At 42.6% G+C, this 19,804-nt stretch carries 16 protein-coding genes, 1 tRNA gene and 1 pseudogene; 16 read left to right on the forward strand and 2 right to left on the reverse strand.

Annotated elements, in window-relative coordinates; genetic code table 11:
* The 10 genes and pseudogenes from B4C48_RS06735 to rpoC all read left to right on the forward strand — a co-directional run.
* Nucleotides 1–115 (forward strand): annotated as a pseudogene (locus B4C48_RS06735) (elongation factor Tu); the annotation flags it as partial.
* A gap of 58 nt (nt 116–173) precedes the next feature.
* Nucleotides 174–249: transfer RNA gene (locus tag B4C48_RS06740), tRNA-Trp, on the forward strand.
* A gap of 73 nt (nt 250–322) precedes the next feature.
* Nucleotides 323–763, forward strand: coding sequence for a preprotein translocase subunit SecE (secE, locus tag B4C48_RS06745; protein WP_291354845.1), 441 nt, complete (start codon nt 323–325; stop codon nt 761–763).
* A gap of 7 nt (nt 764–770) precedes the next feature.
* On the forward strand, nt 771–1,304 hold the full coding sequence (gene nusG, locus B4C48_RS06750) for a transcription termination/antitermination protein NusG (RefSeq protein ID WP_086197255.1): 534 nt from the start codon (nt 771–773) through the stop codon (nt 1,302–1,304).
* Between the two features lie 116 nt (nt 1,305–1,420).
* Complete coding sequence (gene rplK, locus B4C48_RS06755; protein ID WP_004868049.1) at nt 1,421–1,849, forward strand: 50S ribosomal protein L11; 429 nt, start codon at nt 1,421–1,423, stop codon at nt 1,847–1,849.
* 3 nt (nt 1,850–1,852) lie between these two features.
* Nucleotides 1,853–2,548 (forward strand): 50S ribosomal protein L1, encoded by a 696-nt coding sequence (rplA, locus tag B4C48_RS06760; protein WP_291354849.1) that lies wholly within the window; start codon nt 1,853–1,855, stop codon nt 2,546–2,548.
* A 303-nt stretch (nt 2,549–2,851) separates the two neighbouring features.
* Nucleotides 2,852–3,358 carry a 50S ribosomal protein L10 gene (gene rplJ / locus B4C48_RS06765; RefSeq protein ID WP_086197253.1) on the forward strand — a complete coding sequence of 169 codons (507 nt, stop codon included), beginning with the start codon at nt 2,852–2,854 and terminating at the stop codon, nt 3,356–3,358.
* 48 nt (nt 3,359–3,406) lie between these two features.
* Nucleotides 3,407–3,775, forward strand: a complete 369-nt coding sequence (rplL, locus tag B4C48_RS06770) for a 50S ribosomal protein L7/L12 (RefSeq protein ID WP_291354851.1) — start codon at nt 3,407–3,409, stop codon at nt 3,773–3,775.
* A gap of 304 nt (nt 3,776–4,079) precedes the next feature.
* Complete coding sequence (gene rpoB, locus B4C48_RS06775; RefSeq protein ID WP_291354853.1) at nt 4,080–8,168, forward strand: DNA-directed RNA polymerase subunit beta; 4,089 nt, start codon at nt 4,080–4,082, stop codon at nt 8,166–8,168.
* A 147-nt stretch (nt 8,169–8,315) separates the two neighbouring features.
* Nucleotides 8,316–12,515 carry a DNA-directed RNA polymerase subunit beta' gene (gene rpoC / locus B4C48_RS06780; protein WP_291354855.1) on the forward strand — a complete coding sequence of 1,400 codons (4,200 nt, stop codon included), beginning with the start codon at nt 8,316–8,318 and terminating at the stop codon, nt 12,513–12,515.
* Between the two features lie 170 nt (nt 12,516–12,685).
* Here rpoC and B4C48_RS06785 read toward each other — a convergent pair whose 3' ends face one another.
* On the reverse strand, nt 12,686–13,414 hold the full coding sequence (locus tag B4C48_RS06785; RefSeq protein WP_291354856.1) for an alpha/beta hydrolase: 729 nt from the start codon (nt 13,412–13,414) through the stop codon (nt 12,686–12,688).
* Between the two features lie 380 nt (nt 13,415–13,794).
* Here B4C48_RS06785 and B4C48_RS06790 point away from each other — a divergent pair, with 380 nt between their 5' ends.
* Nucleotides 13,795–14,154, forward strand: coding sequence for a DNA transfer protein p32 (locus tag B4C48_RS06790; RefSeq protein ID WP_291354857.1), 360 nt, complete (start codon nt 13,795–13,797; stop codon nt 14,152–14,154).
* Between the two features lie 54 nt (nt 14,155–14,208).
* On the opposite strand, the gene B4C48_RS06795 is transcribed toward B4C48_RS06790, so the two are convergent.
* Nucleotides 14,209–14,694 carry a DUF4442 domain-containing protein gene (locus B4C48_RS06795; RefSeq protein ID WP_291354859.1) on the reverse strand — a complete coding sequence of 162 codons (486 nt, stop codon included), beginning with the start codon at nt 14,692–14,694 and terminating at the stop codon, nt 14,209–14,211.
* A 119-nt stretch (nt 14,695–14,813) separates the two neighbouring features.
* Between B4C48_RS06795 and B4C48_RS06800 the strand changes: the two genes are divergently transcribed.
* From B4C48_RS06800 to htpG, 5 genes are all read left to right on the forward strand, one after another.
* On the forward strand, nt 14,814–15,683 hold the full coding sequence (locus B4C48_RS06800) for an alpha/beta fold hydrolase (protein WP_291354860.1): 870 nt from the start codon (nt 14,814–14,816) through the stop codon (nt 15,681–15,683).
* 131 nt (nt 15,684–15,814) lie between these two features.
* On the forward strand, nt 15,815–17,182 hold the full coding sequence (locus B4C48_RS06805) for a Na+/H+ antiporter family protein (protein ID WP_291354861.1): 1,368 nt from the start codon (nt 15,815–15,817) through the stop codon (nt 17,180–17,182).
* Nucleotides 17,183–17,484: 302 nt separating this feature from the next.
* Nucleotides 17,485–18,144, forward strand: a complete 660-nt coding sequence (locus tag B4C48_RS06810) for an OmpW/AlkL family protein (RefSeq protein WP_291354862.1) — start codon at nt 17,485–17,487, stop codon at nt 18,142–18,144.
* Between the two features lie 166 nt (nt 18,145–18,310).
* A complete protein-coding gene (locus B4C48_RS06815) occupies nt 18,311–18,655 on the forward strand; it encodes a lysozyme inhibitor LprI family protein (protein WP_291354863.1) in 345 nt (114 codons plus the stop codon).
* Nucleotides 18,656–18,748: 93 nt separating this feature from the next.
* Nucleotides 18,749–19,804, forward strand: a 1,056-nt coding sequence (gene htpG / locus B4C48_RS06820; RefSeq protein WP_291354864.1) for a molecular chaperone HtpG, incomplete at its 3' end; no start/stop codon positions are given.

Consider the following 19,804-nt stretch of genomic DNA (forward strand, 5'->3'; position numbering starts at 1 on the left):
AGAAATGTCAGTAGAATTGATCCACCCAATCGCAATGGACCCAGGTCTACGTTTTGCGATCCGTGAAGGTGGTCGTACAGTTGGTGCTGGTGTTGTTGCTAAAGTAACTGCATAATAGCAACCATAAGTTGAAATTACAGATCGGGGACTTAAGTTCCCGATTTGTACTAAGTAGGTCAGTAGTTCAATTGGTAGAGCGTCGGTCTCCAAAACCGAATGTTGGGGGTTCGAGTCCCTCCTGGCCTGCCATTTTTTTAAAAAAAAGCTTGATGCTGGTTAAATTGTCATATAATAAGTCGCGAAGCCTACGACGAGTACAAAAATGTCGAATGATAAATCGCGTGACGCCTTAAGCGAAGCGCCAATTCCACAAAGAAATAATCCTGCTGAAGTTGTTAATTCTGGTTCCCCTCTAGATATAGTTCTATGGGTTATCGCATTGATTTTATTGATTGGTGCGGCCATCGGGGGGCAGTATTTGCCAGCGTATTGGGCACCAGCAAATAATGTTTGGGTGCGCGTTGGAGTAATTTTGGCTTGTATCGTAGTGGCTTTAGGTTTATTATACGCCACCCATCAAGGCAAAGGCTTTGTTCGATTGTTGAAAGACGCTCGAATTGAGTTACGTCGTGTGACTTGGCCGACTAAGCAGGAAACGGTGTCCACATCTTGGCATGTTCTTGCTGTTGTTGTAATCGCAGCCATTGTTTTATGGTGCTTCGATTACATTTTAGGCTGGTTAATGAAGTTTTTTATCGGGTAAAAGAGCTATGAAACGTTGGTACATTATTCATGCCTATTCAGGTTATGAAAAACAAGTGATGCGTTCACTTAATGATCGAATCCAGCGTAGCGCTGTAGCCGATAGCTTTGGTGAAGTCCTGGTTCCTACCGAAGAAGTGGTAGAGATGAAGGATGGCAAGAAGCGTAAATCAGAGCGTAAATTCTTTCCAGGCTATGTGTTGGTCGAAATGGAAATGAATGATGATACTTGGCACATTGTTAAAGAATGTCCAAAAGTATTAGGCTTTATTGGTGGTACGGCTGAAAAACCGGCTCCAATTACGCAAAAAGAAGCTGATGCGATTCTTGCGCGTGTACGCAATACTGGTGAAGCACCTCGTCCTAAGACAATGTTTGAGCCAGGTGAAGAATTACTCGTTATTGATGGTCCATTCACCGACTTTAAAGGCGTGGTAGAAGAAGTTCTTTACGAGAAGTCACGTTTAACGTTGACAATCAATGTATTCAATCGTCCAACTCAAGTTGAGCTCGAATTTCGCCAAGTCGAAAAAGCGAACTAATTTAAGTTGGATTGAAGACGCCCGATTTGTAATGGATCGGGCATTGTTGTAACAGTCTTGTTACATAAATAATGTTGGGGGAGCCTAGCGGCGTTTGTACCCAGAGGTAATTTGAAATGGCTAAGAAGATTGACGGCTATATCAAGCTGCAAGTTCCAGCTGGTAAAGCGAATCCATCTCCACCGATTGGTCCTGCACTAGGTCAACGTGGTGTTAACATCATGGCATTCTGTAAAGAATTCAATGCTGCTACACAAAAAGTTGAAGCTGGTCTTCCAATTCCTGTAGTGATCACTGTGTACAACGACAAGTCGTTCACATTCATTATGAAAACTCCACCTGCTGCGATTCTTCTTAAGAAAGCTGCTGGTATTCAAAAGGGTTCAGCTGTACCTAACAAAACTAAAGTTGGTAAGTTGACTCGCGCTCAATTAGAAGAAATTGCGACTACTAAAGAACCAGATTTAACTGGTGCTGATTTAGACGCACGTGTACGTACCATTGCTGGTTCTGCGCGTTCTATGGGCTTGGAAGTGGAGCTATAAGACATGGCTAAATTAACTAAACGTCAAAAAGCCATTGCTGCTGCTGTAGAAGCACACAAAGTTTACACTTTGGAAGAAGCAGTACAAGTTTTAACTAACCTTCCTGCTGTTAAATTCAAAGAATCTTTGGATGTTTCAGTAAACCTAGGTGTTGACCCTCGTAAATCTGACCAAGTTGTTCGTGGCGCGACTACACTTCCTGCAGGTACTGGTAAAACTGTACGTGTTGCTGTGTTTGCTCAAGGCGCTGCTGCTGAAGCTGCTAAAGCTGAAGGCGCTGACATCGTTGGTTTTGATGACCTTGCTGAAAGCATTCAAGCGGGTAACCTTGACTTTGACGTAGTCATTGCTGCTCCAGATGCAATGCGCGTTGTTGGTAAGTTGGGTACGATTCTTGGTCCACGTGGCTTAATGCCAAACCCTAAAGTGGGTACAGTAACTCCTGACGTAGCTGGCGCTGTTAAAAACGCTAAAGCTGGTCAAGCACGTTACCGTGTAGACAAAGCGGGTATTATCCACGCTGCGATCGGTCAAGTTGGCTTTGAAGCTGCTGCTGTTCGTCAAAACGTTGAAGCGCTTATCGCTGACCTTAAGAAAGCAAAACCTGCTACTTCTAAAGGTGTTTACATCAAAAAGATCACTTTGAGCTCAACTATGGGTCCTGGTCTTACTATTGATGTAGCAAACGTTTCTAACTAAGTTTTAACTTAGACAGAATTTTAAAGCCCTGAGTAAGTTTTAAAGCACTGCTTTAAAACTTACGCAAGAGAAACCGGTTTCGGGAATCTTGCGAACTTAGGCAAACTTTGAATTGATAAATGTAAATTTGTCAGCGTCAAAGACCTCAGGCGAGGGGAGTTTTATGCTTCTCTCTTAATATTCCAGCCTGCGTAGACGCGGTGGTGTGATTTGTTCATCCTCCGCGTGTGAGTCCAGTGATGGTCTCACGAATTGGGAGTGTACTTCGCGTAAGTACATAAATCACCGTTAGGAGGTTTTACAATGGCTCTTCTTATCGAAGGCAAAAAACAGATCGTAGCTGAAGTAGCTGAAGTTGCTTCTACTGCATTTGCTGCTGTTGTTGCTGACTATCAAGGTTTAACTGTTGAGCAATTAACTGCTCTTCGTGTTGAAGCTCGTAAGTTAGGTGTTGCTACACGTGTTGTACGTAATACTTTGGCTAAACGCGCTCTTCAAGATACTCAATTCAATATCTTGAACGACAACCTTGTTGGCCCAACAATCTTAGCTTTCTCAACTTCTGAAGACGACATGGGCGCTGCTGCTCGTTTGTTCGAAGAATTTGCGAAAACTAACAAAGCATTTGAACTTAAAGCTGCTGCATTTGACGGTAAGGTTTATCAAGGTGCTGAAGTTAGCGTAATCGCGAATCTTCCGAACCAAGAAAAAGCGCTTACTATGCTTGCAAACGTTCTTCAAGCTCCTATTTCGAAATTGGGTCGCCTTATTACAGCGCTCAAAGAGAAAAACGAGTCAGAAGCTGCATAAGCTTAAATTCACTTTCACACCATTCAATACCCATTTGGAGTTACTCTCATGGCTTTAACAAACGAAGAAATCTTAAACGCAGTTGCTGAAAAAACTGTTCTTGAACTTGTTGAACTTATCTCTGCTTTTGAAGAAAAATTCAACGTATCTGCTGCTGCTGTAGCTGTTGCTGCTGGTCCAGCTGCTGGTGCTGCTGTTGAAGAACAAACTGAATTCAACGTTGAGTTGACTTCTTTCGGTGCTAACAAAGTAGCTGTAATTAAAGCAGTTCGTGAAATCACTGGTCTTGGCTTGAAAGAAGCTAAAGACATGGTTGAAGGCGCTCCTTCAGTTCTTAAAGAAGGCGTTTCTAAAGAAGAAGCTGACGAACTTAAGAAAAAACTTGAAGAAACTGGTGCTACAGTTACTGTTAAGTAATTTCGATCGGGGTCTAATTTTAAATTGACCCCAAAAATTGGCTGATGGCTCTTGGGTCATCAGCCTTTTTGCGTTACAATTATCGGCTCGATTTTTGTTTGATTGGTGTAAAAAAGCATCAATTTTTATAATAATCAATAATATCAAACATTTACCAATATTTTTTAGATTTGAAAATATTGCTAAGCGTTTTAATACCACTAAAAATTGCAGCATTTGTAAAAAGTGGTGGCCATATCGGCCTGTGTAATTCCTTCTGAGCCCGTTCTGCAGGCGGGCTTAGTTTACTTTCCGAGGACTCCAGATGGCATACTCATATACCGAAAAGAAACGGATCCGTAAGAATTTTGGTAAATTGCCTAGCGTCATGGATGCTCCGTACTTGCTTTCGATTCAGGTCGACTCGTACCGGACATTCTTACAAGATGGCAAAACACCAAAAAACCGCGAAGATATCGGTCTCCAAGCCGCATTTCGTTCAGTTTTTCCTATTGAAAGTTATTCTGGCAATGCTGCTTTAGAATTTGTTGAGTATAGTCTTGGTAAGCCTGAGTTTGACGTGCGTGAATGTATTTTGCGCGGTTCAACTTATGCAGCACCAATGCGTGTAAAAATTCGTCTGATCATTAAAGATCGCGAAACGAAATCAATTAAAGACGTACGTGAACAAGAAGTGTACATGGGTGAAATGCCACTCATGACAGAAAACGGTACTTTTGTCATCAATGGTACTGAACGTGTAATCGTATCTCAATTACACCGTTCACCAGGTGTGTTCTTTGACCACGATAAAGGCAAAACACATTCTAGCGGTAAAGTTCTTTATTCTGCACGTATCATTCCTTACCGTGGTTCATGGTTGGATTTTGAATTCGATGCCAAAGACCTCGTCTATGTACGTATTGACCGTCGTCGTAAATTACTTGCGACTGTGGTGCTTCGTGCGTTGGGTTATAGCAACGAACAAATCCTCGATATGTTCTACGAAAAAGTACCTGTGTATCTTGACATGGGTAGCTATCAAATTGACCTTGTACCAGAACGTCTGCGTGGCGAAATGGCGCAATTCGACATTGCTGACAAAGACGGCAAAGTGATTGTTGAACAAGGTAAACGTATCAATGCACGTCACGTACGTCAAATGGAAGCAGCAGGCTTAGAAAAACTTTCTGTTCCTGATGAATACCTGTATGAACGTATTGTTGCTGAAGACGTTGCTCTACGTGACGGCGAAGTCATTGCAGCCAATACCGTATTGAGCCATGAAATCATGGTGAAATTGGCTGAAGGTGGCGTAAAACAATTTAACGTATTGTTCACCAATGACATCGACCGCGGTTCATTCATTGCTGACTCTTTACGTGCGGATACTACAACTGGTCGTGAAGAAGCACTGGTAGAAATCTACAAAGTAATGCGTCCAGGCGAGCCACCAACAAAAGAAGCTGCTGAAAACTTATTCAACAACTTGTTCTTCTCTTCTGAACGTTATGACTTGTCTCCAGTCGGTCGTATGAAGTTCAACCGTCGTTTGGGTCGTCCTTACGAAGTGGGTACAGATCAGAAGTCTCGCGAAGTTGAAGGCATTCTCTCGAACGAAGATATCACTGATGTATTAAAAACATTAGTGGAAATCCGTAACGGTAAAGGTGAAGTCGACGATATCGATCACTTGGGTAACCGTCGCGTTCGTTCTGTTGGTGAAATGACAGAAAACCAATTCCGTGTAGGTCTGGTTCGTGTAGAACGTGCTGTTAAAGAACGTTTAAGCCAAGCTGAAACTGACAATCTGTCTCCGCAAGATTTAATCAATGCGAAGCCAGTGGCTGCTGCAATCAAAGAATTCTTTGGTTCAAGCCAGTTGTCACAGTTCATGGACCAAAACAACCCGTTGTCTGAAATTACACACAAACGTCGTGTATCAGCGCTCGGTCCTGGTGGTTTGACTCGTGAACGTGCCGGCTTTGAAGTACGTGACGTACATCAAACTCACTACGGTCGTGTATGTCCAATTGAAACACCGGAAGGTCCAAACATTGGTTTGATCAACTCGCTTTCTGTTTATGCGAAATGTAACAACTTCGGTTTCCTGGAAACGCCATACCGTAAAGTTGTTGATGGCCGTGTAACGGATGAGGTTGAATACCTGTCTGCGATTGAAGAAGTGGGCACTGTGATTGCACAGGCCGATTCTGCAATGGATAAAGATGGCAACCTGACTGAAGAATTCGTATCTGTTCGTCATCAAGGTGACTTCGTACGTATTCCGCCTGAAAAAGTAACGCATATGGATGTATCTGCTCAGCAGGTTGTATCTGTAGCAGCGTCACTGATTCCATTCCTTGAACACGATGATGCCAACCGTGCATTGATGGGTTCAAACATGCAACGTCAGGCAGTACCTACGTTGATCGCTGACAAGCCGCTTGTTGGTACAGGTATGGAAGCAAACGTAGCGCACGACTCAGGTGTATGTGTTCTTGCGAAACGTGGTGGTCGTATCGAATTTGTTGACGCTTCTCGTGTCGTGATTCGTGTCAATGAAGAAGAAATGATCGCTGGTGAAGCAGGTGTAGATATCTACAACCTGATCAAATACACACGTTCGAACCAGAATACTTGTATCAACCAAAAAGTTCTTGTGAAATTGGGTGATAAAGTCGGTCGTGGTGATGTATTGGCTGACGGTCCATCGACTGATGGCGGTGAGCTTGCGCTAGGTCAAAACATGCGCGTTGCGTTCATGACCTGGAACGGTTACAACTACGAAGACTCGATCTTGTTATCTGAGCGTGTTCTTCAGGAAGACCGTTTAACCTCGATTCACATTCAAGAATTGTCATGTGTAGCACGTGATACCAAGTTAGGTGCAGAAGAAATTACTGCCGATATTCCTAACGTAGGTGAAGCTGCGCTGTCTAAACTGGATGAATCGGGTATCGTTTATATCGGTGCTGAAGTGACTGCGGGTGACATCCTGGTAGGTAAAGTAACGCCTAAAGGTGAGACCCAGTTGACTCCGGAAGAAAAATTGCTTCGTGCAATCTTCGGTGAAAAAGCAGCTGACGTAAAAGATTCATCTTTACGCGTGTCTTCAGGCGTGAAAGGTACAGTGATTGACGTTCAAGTGTTTACACGTGATGGTCTTGAAAAAGACGAACGTGCTCAAGCAATTGAAAAAGCACAGCTTGACGCTTACCGTAAAGACTTGAAAGAAGAATACAAAATATTCGAAGAAGCAGCACGTGAACGTATTGTTCGCTTGTTGAAAGGTCAGGAATCGAACGGCGGTGGTAGCACTAAACGTGGCGATAAATTAACTGAAGAGTTGTTATCTGGTTTAGAGCTTGTTGATTTACTTGATATCCAACCAAGTGATGAAGCGATTGCTGAACGCTTAACTCAAATTCAAGTATTCTTGAAAGAGAAGAGCGCAGAGATTGACGAGAAATTTGCTGAGAAAAAACGCAAACTTTCTACAGGTGATGAACTGACTACTGGCGTATTGAAAGTGGTTAAGGTTTATCTGGCTGTTAAACGTCGCATCCAACCGGGTGATAAAATGGCGGGTCGTCACGGTAACAAAGGTGTTGTATCAAACATCTTGCCGGTAGAAGACATGCCACATGACGCTAACGGTGTTCCAGTAGACGTAGTACTTAACCCGCTGGGTGTACCGTCACGTATGAACGTGGGTCAGATTCTTGAAACTCACTTGGGTATGGCTGCAAAAGGTCTTGGCGATCAAATCGACAAGATGATGAAAGAGCAACGTACTGTACTTGAGCTTCGTGACTTCTTAGACAAGATTTACAATAAAGTTGGCGGTCAGCAAGAAGATCTTGATAGCCTGACTGATGATGAAATCTTGGCATTGTCAGGTAATTTGCGTGCTGGTGTTCCTTTGGCAACCCCTGTATTCGATGGTGCTGAAGAATCACAAATCAAAGAATTGCTTGAACTTGGCGGCATTTCACGTACTGGTCAAACAGTATTGTATGATGGTCGTACCGGTGAACGTTTTGACCGTCCAGTAACTGTAGGTTACATGTACATGTTGAAACTGAACCACTTGGTTGATGACAAGATGCATGCACGTTCTACAGGTTCTTACTCTCTAGTAACGCAACAGCCGCTTGGTGGTAAAGCACAGTTCGGTGGTCAGCGTTTCGGTGAGATGGAAGTCTGGGCACTGGAAGCATATGGTGCAGCTTATACGCTGCAAGAAATGCTAACTGTGAAGTCGGATGACGTTGAAGGTCGTACCCGCATCTATAAGAACATTGTAGATGGCAACCATTATATGGATCCGGGCATGCCTGAATCGTTCAACGTATTGACCAAAGAGATCCGTTCTTTAGGTATCAACATTGAACTGAAAAATGGTGACTAATTAAATCCCCCTGACCCCCTTTTTCAAAGGGGGAAAGTTCCCCTCTTTATCAAAGAGGGGTTAGGGGAGATTCCAAATTTCAGTTAAAAAACAATATTTGTGACCCAGTTGTGAAGTGAAAATCTCCACAACACACGGAGAAAAAAATTGAAAGACTTGCTCGATATCATGCGCAAAAAGACGGATTCAGACGGTCATGCTCCTGTAGAGTTTGATCGCATCCGTATTGGTCTTGCGTCGCCAGAAATGATTAAGTCATGGTCTCATGGTGAAGTTAAAAAACCTGAGACAATTAACTATCGTACGTTCAAACCTGAACGTGATGGTTTGTTCTGTGCCAAAATCTTTGGTCCAGTAAAAGATTACGAATGCTTGTGTGGTAAATACAAGCGTATGAAATATAAAGGCGTCATTTGTGAAAAATGTGGCGTTGAAGTAACAACTGCGAAAGTTCGTCGTGAACGTATGGGTCACATTGAACTTGCTTCTCCAGTTGCGCACATCTGGTTCTTGAAATCATTACCGTCTCGTATTGGTCTTCTTCTAGACATGACTTTACGTGATATCGAACGCGTATTGTATTTCGAATCTTATGTGGTGACTGACCCAGGTATGACTCCAATGGAGAAATACCAACTTCTTAACGATGAAGAATACTTCACGGCGTTAGAAGAACACGGTGATGAATTCAGCGCGAAAATGGGTGCAGAAGCTGTTCAAGACTTGTTGAAAGACATCGATCTTGAAGCTGAAATTTCACGTCTGCGTGAAGAAATTCCGAATACAACTTCTGAAACGAAGCTTAAAAAAGCCTCTAAACGTTTGAAGTTGATGGAAGCATTCAAAGAGTCAAACAACAAGCCTGAATGGATGGTATTAACTGTATTGCCAGTTCTTCCACCAGACCTTCGTCCGTTAGTTCCTCTTGAAGGTGGTCGTTTCGCAACTTCTGATTTGAATGATCTTTACCGTCGTGTGATCAACCGTAACAACCGTTTGAAACGTCTTCTTGACCTTTCTGCTCCAGACATCATCGTACGTAACGAAAAACGTATGTTACAAGAGTCTGTAGATGCGTTGCTGGATAACGGTCGTCGTGGTCGTGCAATTACCGGTTCGAACAAGCGTCCGCTTAAATCTTTGGCCGATATGATCAAAGGTAAGCAAGGTCGTTTCCGTCAAAACTTACTTGGTAAGCGTGTCGATTACTCTGGTCGTTCGGTTATTACCGTAGGTCCAACTTTACGTTTGCACCAATGTGGTCTGCCGAAGAAAATGGCACTTGAATTATTCAAGCCATTCATTTTCGCAAAACTACAAGCTTCTGGCCAAGCAACAACCATTAAAGCTGCGAAGAAAATGGTTGAGCGTGAAACTCCGGAAGTTTGGGACGTTCTTGCCCACGTGATTCGTCAACATCCTGTGATGTTGAACCGTGCGCCTACACTTCACCGTTTGGGTCTTCAAGCATTTGAACCGACCCTGATTGAAGGTAAAGCGATCCGTCTACACCCACTCGTATGTGCTGCGTTTAACGCCGACTTCGACGGTGACCAAATGGCGGTACACGTACCATTAACACTTGAAGCTCAGTTAGAAGCTCGTGCGTTAATGATGTCGACCAACAACATCTTGTCTCCAGCCAACGGTGAGCCAATCATCGTACCTTCTCAGGACGTTGTCTTGGGCTTGTATTACATCACTCGTGATGCGATCAATGCCAAAGGTGAAGGCATGGTGTTCGCGGATACTGACGAAGTAAACCGTGCACTGGCAACAGGTCAGGTTGATCTACACGCTCGCGTTAAAGCACGTGTACACCAGACTGTGATTGACGAAGATGGTAACCGTGAACAGCAAACCATTATTGTTGACACGACTCCAGGTCGTTGTCTGCTTTGGGAAGTTGTGCCTGAAGGTATGGACTTCCAGCAAATCAACGTTGAGATGACGAAAAAGAACATCTCTAAATTGATTAACTCTTGCTACCGTAAACTGGGTCTGAAAGATACCGTTATCTTTGCTGACCAATTGATGTACTTGGGCTTCCGTCAAGCGACGCGTTCTGGTGTATCGGTTGGTATGGAAGACATGCTTATTCCACCAGCAAAATACTCAATCATCGAAAAAGCAGAAGTTGAAGTTCGTGAAATCGAACAACAATTCGAACAAGGTTTCGTAACTGCTGGTGAACGTTATAACAAGGTTGTCGATATCTGGGCGCGTACCAACGACCAGGTAGCGAAAGCAATGATGGACAACTTGTCTTTCACTACTGTTAAGAACAAACAGGGCGAAGACGAGAAACAAAAATCATTCAACAGTATCTATATGATGTCTGACTCGGGTGCCCGTGGTTCCGCAGCTCAGATTCGTCAGTTGGCGGGTATGCGTGGTTTGATGGCGAAACCGGATGGTTCGATCATTGAAACTCCGATTAAAGCGAACTTCCGTGAAGGTTTGACAGTACTTCAGTACTTCATTTCAACACACGGTGCACGTAAAGGTTTGGCCGATACAGCACTGAAAACTGCGAACTCTGGTTACTTGACCCGTCGTTTAGTAGACGTAGCGCAAGACTTGGTAATTACCGAGCCTGATTGCGGTACTTTAGGCGGTCTTGTGATGACTCCATTCATTCAGGGTGGTGACGTGATCGAGAACTTAGGTACTCGAGTATTAGGTCGTGTTGTTGCTGAAGACGTGAAGAAAGTCGGTTCTGATGATGTGATTCTTCCACGTAATACTTTAATTGACGAAAAAATCGCAGCCTTCCTTGAAGAAGCGGGTGTTGATGAAGTTAAAGTACGTTCAGTCGTTTCTTGTGAATCTACCTTCGGCGTATGTGCGAAATGTTACGGTCGTGACCTTGCACGCGGTCACTTGGTGAACCCGGGTGAATCTGTAGGTGTAATGGCAGCTCAATCAATTGGTGAGCCAGGTACACAGTTAACCATGCGTACGTTCCACGTGGGTGGTGCTGCGAGCCGAACTTCTGCTGCAAACAGCGTACAAGTTCGTAACAAAGGTACAGTACGTTTCCACAATGTGAAAACAGTACAACATGCCAAAGGTCACTTGGTATCAACTTCACGTTCAGGTGAAATCGGTATTGCGGATGATTTAGGTCGTGAACGCGAACGCTATAAACTTCCTTACGGTGCATCTATCTTGCTCAAAGATGGTGAAGCTGTTGAGGCAGGCGGTATCGTAGCGACTTGGGATCCACATACACATCCACTTGTTACAGAAGTTGCAGGTAAAGTACGTTTCAGCCAAATCGCTGATGGCGTAACGGTTACCTCGAAAACTGATGACGCAACAGGTATGACGACAATCGAAATCTTGCCAGTGACTTCACGTCCTGCGTCAGGTAAAGATATGCGTCCAGCGGTGGTATTGGATACTACTGATGGTGGCGAACAGTTCTACTTCTTGCCACAAAACACGATTCTTTCCGTGCGTGATGGCGAAACGATTGGTGTCGGTGACGTTATCGGTCGTGTACCACAAGAATCTTCACGTACCCGTGATATTACCGGTGGTCTGCCACGCGTAGCTGACTTGTTCGAAGCACGTAAACCGAAAGAGCATGCAATTCTTGCTGAAATTTCTGGTGTGGTAAGCTTCGGTAAAGAGACTAAAGGTAAGAACCGTCTGGTGATTACTCCGGATGATGGCTCAGAGATCTACGAAGAGCTGATTCCGAAATGGCGTACCATTAACGTGTTCGAAGGCGAACATGTGAACCGTGGTGAAACCATTTCTGATGGTCCACAGAACCCGCATGACATCTTGCGTCTTAAAGGTGAAGTGGCGTTGACGAATTACATCGTGAATGAAGTTCAGGACGTTTACCGTCTGCAAGGTGTAAAAATCAACGATAAACACATCGAAGTGATCGTACGTCAAATGTTGCGTAAAGTTGACATTACTGACGGTGGCGATACAAGCTTCATTAAAGGCGAACAAGTGGATTACATCCGCGTGATGCAAGAGAACCAAGCTGTTCTTGCGCAGAACAAGTTCCCTGCGAAGTTTGAACGTCAATTGATGGGTATTACCAAAGCATCGCTTTCTACTGACTCGTTCATCTCTGCTGCATCGTTCCAGGAAACAACGCGTGTGTTAACTGAAGCGGCTGTAACAGGTAAAGAAGATGACTTACGTGGCTTGAAAGAAAACGTTGTTGTAGGTCGCTTGATCCCAGCGGGTACTGGTCTTGCTTACCACTTGGAACGTCGTCGTCAAGAAGCAGAAGCTGCAGAACATGCGCTTGTAAATGACTTCTCTGATGTAGACCAAGCATTAAGCCAGGCATTCAGCGATGAGTTTAACGGTCTGTAATTAGTTCTTTAAACTAATCAAAAAAAAGCCACCTTCGGGTGGCTTTTTTTATGCGCTAATTTTGGGGATATATTTTAGAAATTAGGTGGAATATCAAATGCATCTATTAAAAATAGGCTTTAGGAATTATTGCTCAAAGCATGTTTATATTGAATAAGATCGCATTTGACCTATTTCATCGTAGATGAATAACTTTGTATAAACTGGTTTACCGCTTGAGTATATGCATTATTTTGTCCGAGTGACGTGTTGATTTCTCTATGTGAAAGTGGCACAGGCAATAACTGGGTTTGAGTCCCTAATTTTTGTGCTTGTTGAATAAATTGCCGTGCCTGGGTACAGGGTTGGTCAGGCCGAATTGTGGAACAAACAGCAAGAAATGCTGGTAGCGTTTGGTGTAATTGATGGATAGGGGAAAGCGCCTTCCAGTTGGATGGTTGATTTCCAAAGGCTTGATCATAAAAAGGTGCATGTCGGGTTTGCAGAATGGTTTCGACATTATAGGCAGCGCTGTCTAAAGCTACGGTCGCACGCCAGGGCAGGGGCTGTGAGGTCAGCCAGAGAGGACGTGTGCTGAGTAGACTGACTAAGTGTGCACCTGCTGAGTGTCCCATCAGAACCAAACGTTTGGGGTCAGCATGCCAGTCTGGAGCCTGTTTCTGGATATAAATCAGTGCCTGTGCAATATCCTGGGTTTGTTGCTGTAACGTGACCTCAGGAACCAATCGATAATTGAGGGAAATAAATACCCAGTTTTGTTTGCTCCAATACGCCACTTTATTTTTGACCACAGCCGCATGATTTTTATCACCAGTGGTCCAGGCTCCTCCATGTACCATCACAATGAGTGGTGCTGGCGTTTGATCGGCGAGAGCTTTAGCGGGAAGATAAACATCCATGACTTGTTGAGGAGAAGGCCCATAGGCAATATTTTTCAGAATTTTAGTTTTATTGATAAAATGGGTGTCAAAAGAATCCGGATATGCTGGTGAATTGAAACAAAGCCATATAAATATCAAGCAAAGATTTTTTTTTCATTCTGCTGATCCTTCTTGTTTGAATAACACCGATATTTAAAATTTTTATTATAAAGTTATGCATCTGTTGGAATAGTTGAACTGATTTATAGATGCTGAAATCGGCCAGCTAAACGTTTTAATAGTCTAATTAAAATTATATTACAACATTCAACATTAAAACTTGGAAAAGTAACATTACGCTGATATTAACTTCATACTCATGACTTATGCTGTAACAAATAGCCAAAAGGACATATCTCATGAAAAAGTTAATGAGCGTGATGGCAATGGCAACCTTGTCAACTTTTATGCTGGTAGGTTGTGACTCGATGTCTGCAAGGGACCAACGTATTGGCGCAGCTGCACTCGGCGGTGCTGTTGGTGGTGGTGTGGGTAACCGGGTTGGCGGTGGTGTCGGTGCAGCCGTAGGTGGTGGTGCAGGTGCCGCTGTTGGTAGTAAAACCCAAGGAGGTTCTAACCGTAATGCGACGTATAGTGGTGTCGGTGGTGCGATTGGTTCGGCTGTCGGTAAAAGTGTCTTCGGCGGTAATGCCGGAGCTGCGATTGGTGGTGCCATTGGTGGCGGTGCAGGTGCTGCCATCGAACAGAAAAGACGTTAATTAAGGTTTAGAATTTAAATAAAAAGCGCTTGTCGATCAGGCGCTTTTTTATTGTTAATTAGAGCTGGGTTTTGGCTTTTTCCGGCGGATATATACCGTCTTTTGTACCTCGGCAATACGTATGCCTGATTCATCAAAAATATTTAAGCTATAAGTTCGGTAGACTGGTGCATGATGTTCAGCAAGTTGCTTAATCTGGTTAATCTCGGTTAAATCCAGGCGGATATCCGCATATACCGTACCGCGGCCGGGTGATAAGAATTGTATAGAGGCTGATTTATCCCAAACGATATATTTTGAGCCCAGATGATGCATCAAAATCAGCATATAAAAAGGGTCTACCATCGAATATAAACTGCCACCAAAATGTACCCCAACGACATTTTGGTTTTTACGGGTTAAAGGCATTTTGATGCGGATATGATAATTTGCCAGATCCACCTGATCGATTTCAATTCCTGCACCGCGGTAAGGCGCATAACGATTTAGTAAAAATTTAGAAATGGCAGGAATTGTCTGTAGTTTTTTTAAAAGGCTCATTTTGGTCAATTGTTTTTTTACGGCTTCAGAACATACTAAAACAGAACGAAAAGGGCCGCATTGATCAGATTACCTAGATTCTGCAATAAATAGTCAATAAAAGAATAGGATAAAAATATATGCAAGCACAAACACAATGGGTTGCTACCTCAGATCAGCAGCGTCTTCATGTCAAAACATGGGGCAGTGAAGCCAAACCGGCTTTAGTGCTGGTACATGGTTATCCTGATAATCAGGAAGTTTGGGAGCCAATTATCCAGCAGCTGATGCAAGATTTTTATATTGTCACGTATGATGTTCGAGGGGCAGGGAAATCATCCATTCCAAAACACATTCGTGATTATCGCCTGCAACAGTTGTCTTTGGATCTGGAAAATGTGGTCAATGCCGTATTAGAAAACCGTCCTTTTCATTTGGCAGCGCATGACTGGGGTTCAATCCAGTCTTGGGAATCAGTGACTGAGCCGAAGTTTAGGGATCGGATTTTATCCTATAGCACTATTTCTGGTCCCTGTCTTGATCATGCCGCTTTCTGGATGAAACAGCAATTTAAGCATCAGAAGGGCAAATTCTTTAAACAAGCCAGCAAATCCTGGTACATAGCAGCTTTTCACTTGCCTGTACTGGCCCCATTTATCTGGCAGTTTTTTACCCCGGAAAAATGGGACAAAGTGCTGCAAAAGCTTGAACACCGCAAAGACCTGCTTTTCAATCCGCATATTGCCTCTGATGGCAAACATGGTATCGGCTTGTACCGTGCCAACTTTATTCCACGTTTAACCCAACCACGCCAGCGTTTTGCTGTTTGTCCGGTACAAGCGATTGTGCTGAAACAGGATAATTTTGTCAGTCCTGAACTGATAGATGAAATGCCGAAATGGGCAGAAAATTTTCAGCGTGTAGAGGTCGATGGCAATCATTGGGCAATATTGAGCCAAGCGGAATTGGTCGCAAAATATATCAAAACATTTGCCTTAAAAAATGATTAAACTCATCTGAATTATTATAAATATTAATTAAAATCAATAATATTTAACTTTTTAATCGAGCCGATTTATTTACAGTTTCAAAATAGTGAATCTGCTAAAATATCGGCTTTTCATCTTCCCCTCAATTGATTATGTTCGCAATTCTTGCCGCTATCGGAGTCATGTTCGGACTCTCATTAGCTCGTGTGCCTGTGGTATTTGCATTGGTGATCGGTGCGGTTACCGGTGGTTTATTGGCCGGTCTAGGCCTACAGGGAACTTTAGATGCATTTAATAATGGTTTAGGTGGCGGCGCTAAAATTGCCTTGGCCTATGGCATTTTGGGTGCATTTGCGCTGGCTTTGGCGCGCTCGGGTTTGCCTGATTTATTGGCTTATAAACTCGTTGCCACCTTAAAAGGCGATGCTAATGTTCAATCGCAAAATAAAGTTAAATATTTAATTTACTTTACTATTGTGGCTGCTGCGGTATCTTCGCAAAACCTGATTCCTGTTCATATTGCTTTTATTCCTGTTTTGATTCCACCTTTGTTAAGTGTGTTTAATCATTTAAATTTAGACCGCCGTGCTGTGGCCTGCTTATTAACCTTCGGTTTATGTGCTACCTATATGCTGGTCCCGGTCGGATTTGGTGCGATTTTCCTGAATGATATCCTAGGACAAAACATCAATACTTTCGGTAAGCCATACGGTTTTCAAATTAGCTACGATCAAATTCCAGCTGCCATGGCGATTCCGGTTTTTGGCATGTTTGTGGGCCTCTTGATTGCGGTGTTCTATAGCTATCGTAAGCCACGCATCTATAAAGATATTCAGCTTCAGGCAAGTCATCATAGTATTGCAGGTGATGTGGTTACCGATGCTGATGCCAAGCCGCAAATCGCAAAATTCACCTTATTTATGGCCGCTTTTGCAGTCATTGCAACCCTAGTGGTACAGCTTTATTCGGATTCGATGATCCTTGCCGGTTTGGTCGGTGTGGCAATTTTAAGCTGCGCGGGTATTTTCAAGTGGAAAGAAGCGGATGATGTAATTATTACCGGTATGCGCATGATGGCACTGGTCGGTTTTATCATGATTGCCGCACAAGGTTTTGCTTCCGTGATTGAAGCAACCAATCAGGTTCCTGCTTTGGTTAATGCATCTATTGAGTGGATCGGTGACAGTAAAGCTCTGGCTGCCTTTTTAATGTTATTGGTTGGTTTACTGATTACTTTAGGGATTGGTTCATCATTCTCTACGGTGCCGATTTTAGCCATTATCTATGTGCCTTTGTGTATTCAATTCGGTTTTAGCCCAGCCGCAACAATTGCCATTATTGGTACCGCAGCAGCCTTGGGCGATGCCGGTTCTCCAGCTTCCGATTCAACTTTAGGGCCAACATCAGGTTTAAATATGGACGGACAACATGACCATATGAAAGACAGTGTGGTTCCTACATTTATCCATTTTAATATTCCTTTAATGATATTTGGATGGATTGCTGCAATGGTACTTTAATTGAATTTTTAATTCATTTTATTGCCAATTTTAAAATATGTATTTAAAATAAATATTATCAAATAATTAATATAATAAAACCAAGTAATATACTTGGAATATAATCATTAATCTGATTAACTTGGTTGGTATTTAAAACCAACCATGTTGGTCTGATTAAAATAAATAATTAATATTATCAATAGTTTAAAAATAAATAAAATTTTAAATAATTAATGCCTATTGCATATTAATAATATGCATGTTTATTATTAATTAATGTTTAAAAAATATTGTTATTATTCTTCCAAGGGGTTTTAAAAATGTTAAAACAAGTTGCTCTTATTACATTATTGGGGATATCTGCTTCTGCAATGGCGGGGCAGTGGCAGGTCAAATTAGGTGCTTCGGCTTTGGCACCACAAAATGATGACAACGGTACATTAAATGTTCCTGTCGGTGGTGTAGTCACCCCATTAAAAGCAGAAGTAAGTAATGAAGTTAATTTCACTCCATCTGTTGAATATTTCTTTAATAATTCACCCGTTTCAGTAGAGTTATTGCTTGCATTGCCTTTTGAACATGATGTCAACATTGGCCCAATTGAAAATGCAGCATCTTTCAAGCATTTACCCCCTACAATCACAGCCAAATATAATTTTAAGAACTCTACCCGTTTCACACCTTACATTGGTGTAGGCGCAACTGTAGTTGTGCCTTGGGATGAAGAATTATCTCAAACAACTAAAGCTGCAACTGGTGCGGAAACTCTAGATGCTGATGTGGCATATGGTGTTGTTGGTCAAGTCGGCTTTAACTTCCAACCTGCTGATGCGAAAAACTGGGGTGTGTTTGTAGATGCACGTTATGTAGACGTAAAGACTGAATTAACAGCAAAAACAGCTGATGGTACTCAAGTAAGTTTGGGTGACCTTGAAGTAAATCCTTGGGTTTACACAATCGGTTATAGCTACAAATTCTAAAACTAAAATAAAAAATCAGCGCTCAGATCCCTATCTCTGATGGGGATCTTTTTTTACTCTTTCATTCACAATAAATCACATAAATTGAGCAATTTAATCCTATTTCATTATGGGAAATGCATTTAAGTTGTAATCCTACAATAAGCCAAAAAGAGCAATAAAAATCATGAAATTATTAACTATATCTACTATGGTCTTTATTAGTCTTTTGAGTGGATCGGGTTATGCCGCAAGTTTTAATTGTGATAAAGCACAAACTCAAACTGAACATGCCATTTGCGAGTATCGCGCGGTAAATGATGCCGATGTGAAAATGGCCACCACCTATAATATTATTAAACGTTTGGTGCCTATGGGAACACGCGGTGTGATTCAGGATGAGCAAGTCAAATGGTTACAGCTACGTGATCAATGTGGCAATTCAAACCGCTGTTTAATCGAAGTCTATAAAATGCGCCAGCAAAAGCTCGACCTGCATATGGATCGTGTTTATAAACAAGGGCCTTTTTAAGAAAAATTTATCTGTTCCTATTGAAAATTCTTTAACTCACTCCATTCATTAAGCATCCAATAAAAACCGTTTAATGAATTTAAGGAGTGACTGATGAGCGAACAAAGTGCACAAAAACATAGTTTCCAGGCTGAAGTAGCACAGCTATTGCATTTAGTGACGCATTCTCTCTACTCAAACCCTGAAATTTTTCTGCGAGAACTGATCTCAAACGCTTCAGATGCTTGCGACAAACTTCGTTTTGAAGGGATTAACCATCCTGAATACTATGAAAATGATCCTGACCTGCATGTACGTGTTAGCCTAAATAAAGACAATAACACCCTCACCATTTCAGATAACGGGATTGGTTTAACTCAACAAGAAGCGATTGATAACCTCGGCACGATTGCCAAATCAGGCACCAAAGACTTTATGTCTAAACTGTCTGGGGATCAAAAAGCCGATGCGCAATTGATTGGCCAGTTTGGTGTCGGTTTCTATTCAGGCTTTATTGTGGCGGAAAAAATTACCGTAGAATCCCGTCATGCAGCGGCCGATGTTGCCGAGGGTGTACGCTGGGTTAGCAACGGTACAGGTGATTTCGAGGTTGAACAAATCAATAAGGCTTCACGTGGAACAGATATTATTCTGCATTTGCGTGACAATGCACTTGAGTATTTAGAATCTTATAAAGTTAAGCAGATCATCAATAAATATTCCGATCACATTAGCCTGCCGATTGAAATGCAAAAAGAAATCTGGCAGCAGGAAGAAGCGGCTGAAGGGGAAGAAGCTAAGCCCGGTCAGATGGTGAAAACTGATGAATGGGAAGCGATTAACTCGGCCAGTGCACTGTGGACCCGCAATAAAAACGAGATCACTGACGAGCAATATACCGAATTCTATAAGAATCTCAGCCATGATTTTGATGCACCTTTGGCTTGGACGCATAACCGTGTAGAAGGTAGCACTGAATACACACAATTGCTTTATATTCCAAGCAAGGCTGCAAGCAACCTCTTTACCCGTGAAGCCAAAGCCGGCATTAAGCTGTATGTAAAACGCGTATTTATTATGGATGAGGCAGATAACCTGATTCCAAACTACTTGCGTTTTGTGCAGGGCGTGGTAGACAGTGCCGATTTGCCATTAAACGTGAGTCGTGAA

This window comes from Acinetobacter sp. UBA3106, from assembly GCA_002365595.1.
Lineage (GTDB): Bacteria > Pseudomonadota > Gammaproteobacteria > Pseudomonadales > Moraxellaceae > Acinetobacter.

Bases quoted from the DNA above. Each gene is read 5' to 3' on its own strand.
- secE (WP_291354845.1), top strand. From the start codon at position 323: ATGTCGAATGATAAATCGCGTGACGCCTTAAGCGAAGCGCCAATTCCA.
- B4C48_RS06815 (WP_291354863.1), top strand. From the start codon at position 18,311: ATGAAATTATTAACTATATCTACTATGGTCTTTATTAGTCTTTTGAGT.
- rplL (WP_291354851.1), top strand. From the start codon at position 3,407: ATGGCTTTAACAAACGAAGAAATCTTAAACGCAGTTGCTGAAAAAACT.
- rplA (WP_291354849.1), top strand. From the start codon at position 1,853: ATGGCTAAATTAACTAAACGTCAAAAAGCCATTGCTGCTGCTGTAGAA.
- B4C48_RS06790 (WP_291354857.1), top strand. From the start codon at position 13,795: ATGAAAAAGTTAATGAGCGTGATGGCAATGGCAACCTTGTCAACTTTT.
- B4C48_RS06785 (WP_291354856.1), bottom strand. From the start codon at position 13,414: ATGGATGTTTATCTTCCCGCTAAAGCTCTCGCCGATCAAACGCCAGCA.
- B4C48_RS06810 (WP_291354862.1), top strand. From the start codon at position 17,485: ATGTTAAAACAAGTTGCTCTTATTACATTATTGGGGATATCTGCTTCT.
- rpoB (WP_291354853.1), top strand. From the start codon at position 4,080: ATGGCATACTCATATACCGAAAAGAAACGGATCCGTAAGAATTTTGGT.
- rplK (WP_004868049.1), top strand. From the start codon at position 1,421: ATGGCTAAGAAGATTGACGGCTATATCAAGCTGCAAGTTCCAGCTGGT.
- B4C48_RS06795 (WP_291354859.1), bottom strand. From the start codon at position 14,694: ATGAGCCTTTTAAAAAAACTACAGACAATTCCTGCCATTTCTAAATTT.
- B4C48_RS06800 (WP_291354860.1), top strand. From the start codon at position 14,814: ATGCAAGCACAAACACAATGGGTTGCTACCTCAGATCAGCAGCGTCTT.
- B4C48_RS06805 (WP_291354861.1), top strand. From the start codon at position 15,815: ATGTTCGCAATTCTTGCCGCTATCGGAGTCATGTTCGGACTCTCATTA.
- nusG (WP_086197255.1), top strand. From the start codon at position 771: ATGAAACGTTGGTACATTATTCATGCCTATTCAGGTTATGAAAAACAA.
- rplJ (WP_086197253.1), top strand. From the start codon at position 2,852: ATGGCTCTTCTTATCGAAGGCAAAAAACAGATCGTAGCTGAAGTAGCT.